This window comes from Kitasatospora sp. NPDC059827 (assembly GCF_042731675.1).
GTDB lineage: Bacteria > Actinomycetota > Actinomycetes > Streptomycetales > Streptomycetaceae > Kitasatospora.
In genome coordinates this window covers 1-3,361 of sequence record NZ_JBHWIV010000176.1, presented here as the reverse complement: position 1 = coordinate 3,361, position 3,361 = coordinate 1, and the positions used below count along the sequence as shown (strand labels likewise).

Below are 3,361 nucleotides of genomic sequence, written 5' to 3'. Positions count from 1 at the left end.
CGGCAGTACTACGTCGGCACCACCAAGATGAACACCCTCCGCACCGAGGAACTCGAACAACGCTTCCCCGGCCTCCTGACCGCAGTCATCGCAGCCGCCGACACCGAAGCCCACCGCACACCCCACCCACCAAGTCCCTAGTGACCAGCGGCTCCGCCGCCAGGCCGTCGTACGGGGCCAGGGGCGTCGGCACGGGCGCGCGGGGCGGGGCGTAGGGTGGTCGACCATGATCGAGGACGACGTCCAGGGGTGGGCCGGAACGCGCCGGTGGGTCGAGGGCACGCTGGCGCCCGGTGAGCGGATCGCCTGCGTTCGGGCGCTCAAGGGCGGGTGGACCTCGCAGATGCGGCGCCTGGACATCGAATCCGACAACAGCGACAGCAGCGACGACGGCAACAGCGACAACGGCCGGAACGGCACCGGGCGTTACTCGCTGGTACTGCGCTCCTTCGTCAAGCCCTTCTACGTCCGCCACGCCCCGGGCATGCTGGAGCGCGAGGCCGACGTGCTGCGCCTGCTGGCCACCCGGGACATCCCGGCGGCCCGGCTGCGCGCGGTGGACGCCCGGGGCGAGCACGGCGAGCACCCGTCGCTGCTGATGACCCACCTGGACGGCGGGGTACGGGTGCAGGAGGACGGGGACGTGGCACGACGGGTGGAGCTGCTGGCCCGGCAGCTGGCCGCCGTGCACACCATCGAGGTCTACGAGGACCAGCGGCCGCGGGCCTGGCAGGCCTGGACCTCCCCCGAACGCGTGCAGGTGCCGCCCGCCACCGAGCGGCCGGAACTGTGGGAGCGCGCGGTGACGGTGATCGGCCGCCCGGCCCCCGAGCACCGAGGCGCCTTCCTGCACCGCGACTTCCACCCGGGCAACGTCCTGTTCGACGGTACGGGGGCGGAACTCGCGGTCAGCGGGGTCGTCGACTGGGTGGAGACCTCCTGGGGCCCCACCGACCTGGACGTCGCCCACTGCTCGACGGCACTGGCCCTGCTGCACGGTGTGGAGACGGGCCTGGCCTTCGCCGACGCCTACGAGCGGGCCGGCGGCACGCTCACCGCCACCGGGGAGGACCACCTGTACTGGCGGCTGCTGGACGCGCTGGCCTTCGCACCGGACGCGGAGAAGGTCGCCGTGCCCTGGCGCGAACTGGGCCGCACCGACCTGACCACGCAGCTGCTGTCCGCCCGTCTGGAGGAGTACGTGGCGGCGCTGTTCGAGCGCTACGCGTAGCCGGCCCCCGGCCCGGGCACGCCACGACCACCGACAACGAAGCGGGCATCGCCACCGGCCACCTGCCCGGGCGCCTGGGCCTGCTGGCCGACGCCCGCCTGGAGGACGCCCTGCGCGAACCGCTGCCCTGGCGCCCGGGCTGGCACTACACCCTGCCCGCGCCCTGGCCCTGGCCGCCGCCCGCCTGAACCCCGCAGCGGGACGGGGCCCGCTCCGCGGCCGGGGCCGGGCCGCCCGCCGGCGGGGTGGGTGGGCCGATGTGACGGCGGGCGCAGACGGCGGCGAGGGCGAGGGCCGCCAGGGCGGCGCCGGCCAGGGGTAGGTGGCGGGGACCGGCGACCGTGACGGTGGCGCCGGCCAGGGCGGTACCCAGGGTGATGCCGAGGTTGGAGAAGGAGATGAACAGGCTGTTGCCGAACTCCGGTGCCCGGGCGGCGTCGCGGGCCAGCCAGCCCTGGGCGACGGCCAGTCCCCCGGAGTGGACGGCGCCCCACAGCAGGACGCCCGCGACCATCGCGGCCGGATGGGTGCCGATCGCGTGGAGCAGCGCGTACAGGCCGACGTACAGCAGCGGGTAGGCGGTGACGGTGCGGGTCAGGTCGCGTTCCAGCAGGCGCCCGAAGCCGATGCCGGTGGCGGTCATGACGGCGCCGAAGGCCATCAGGGCGGCGCCGGTGAGGGAGGGAGCGAGGCCGGTCACGTTCTCCAGGTACTCGGCGAAGAAGCCGTAACCGGCGAACATCGCCGCGAAGATCAGGGTCACAGCCGCCACCGCGAGCCACAGCCGGGCGCTGCGCAGGATGCCGAGTTGTCCGGCGGTCGAGACGTGCTGCTCCCGGGGCAGGCGGGGGAAGAGGACCAGCAGGCCGACGGCGGCGAGCAGGTTGACCGCGGCGGCGCTCCAGAACGCGGCGGCCAGGCCGAGATGGTCGGCGAGGTAGGCGGTCAGCGGGACGCCGAAGGCGAAGCCGGCGCTGACGCCCGCGAAGACGACGCTCACCGCCCGTCCCTCCCGGCTGGGGCGGGCCAGCCGGGTGGCGGCGGTCAGCGCCAGGGCGAAGAACACCGGGTGCGCCAGGGCCGGCAGGACGCGGAAGGCGAGCATCACCGGGAAGGAGTCGGTGAGCGCGTACACGGCGTTGGACACCGCGAACAGCACCGGCACCGCCACCAGCACCGCCTTACGGGGCAACCGGGAAGCCGCCAGGGTGGCCGGCGGCCCGGCCAGGGCCACGGTCAGCGCGAAGACGCCGACCAGCCAGCCCGCGGTGGCCGGAGCCACGTGCAGGTGCTGCGACAGGCGCGGCAGCACCCCGACCACCCCCATCTCGGTGGTGATCACTCCGAACACACCGACCGCCAGGGCCCCCACCGCCAGCGCCGCGCGCGGACCTCGTACGCCGTCCATCAGCAGCCTCCCTCTCACGTCCACGGGCCGGATCACCGTCCGAACCATGCAACGACAAATCTAGATAGTTAGATGAATCAGGGCCGAAGAAGAGGGGCACCCGCCCAAGGGCACCCCTCATCGAAGTCACAGCACCAGGGCCACGACCACGGCCACGGCCGAGCGGCGCCCGGCCAGGCGCGACCTCAGAGCTCGTCGCGCACGTACGCGGCGAAGGCCGCGATCGTCTCCTCGTCACGCCGGTAGAACGTCCACTTGCCGACCCGCTCGGACACCAACAGCCCGGCGTCACGCAGGATCTGCAGATACCCGGAGACCACCGACTGGGCCAGGCCCGAACGCTCGCGGATGTCGGTCACGCACACCCCGACGTGGAAGCCCACCCCGCGCTCGCGGTAGTACGCCTCGTCCCAGTACCGCTCGGGCGTCTTGAGCCAGCGCAGGAAATCCGCACGCGCCGGGTTGGCGAGCGCCTTGTGCACGGCCAGCGGATCCACCGCACACGCTCCCTTCCCCGGCCACGGACGCCCTGGACACCAGGACGCATCCAATATTCTCGATACGATCAAGCATGTCAAGGCGGGCCGGGCAGTTGGCCGTCCGCTCCTCGGTCACCCCGCGTCGGGCGCGGGGTGCGGGCAGTAGGATCGACGGCGTTGTCTGTCGTACACCGCTGGTAGGAGGCTTTTCATGGCTCAGGTCACGCTCAAGGGGAACCCGGT

3 protein-coding genes are annotated in these 3,361 nt (G+C 73.0%); 1 reads left to right on the top strand and 2 read right to left on the bottom strand.

The features are described from left to right. Positions 1–226: 226 nt before the first annotated feature. A complete protein-coding gene (locus ACFV8H_RS41330; protein WP_380409927.1) occupies positions 227–1,231 on the top strand; it encodes a phosphotransferase family protein in 1,005 nt (334 codons plus the stop codon). A gap of 145 nt (positions 1,232–1,376) precedes the next feature. On the opposite strand, the gene ACFV8H_RS41325 is transcribed toward ACFV8H_RS41330, so the two are convergent. Together ACFV8H_RS41325 and ACFV8H_RS41320 are read right to left on the bottom strand one after the other, a co-directional pair. Further along, the gene (locus ACFV8H_RS41325; protein WP_380409925.1) at positions 1,377–2,639 is read right to left on the bottom strand and encodes an MFS transporter; all 1,263 of its coding nucleotides are present in this window, start codon (positions 2,637–2,639) and stop codon (positions 1,377–1,379) included. A 185-nt stretch (positions 2,640–2,824) separates the two neighbouring features. After that, positions 2,825–3,136, bottom strand: coding sequence for an ArsR/SmtB family transcription factor (locus tag ACFV8H_RS41320; protein ID WP_380409924.1), 312 nt, complete (start codon positions 3,134–3,136; stop codon positions 2,825–2,827). Positions 3,137–3,361: the final 225 nt, after the last annotated feature.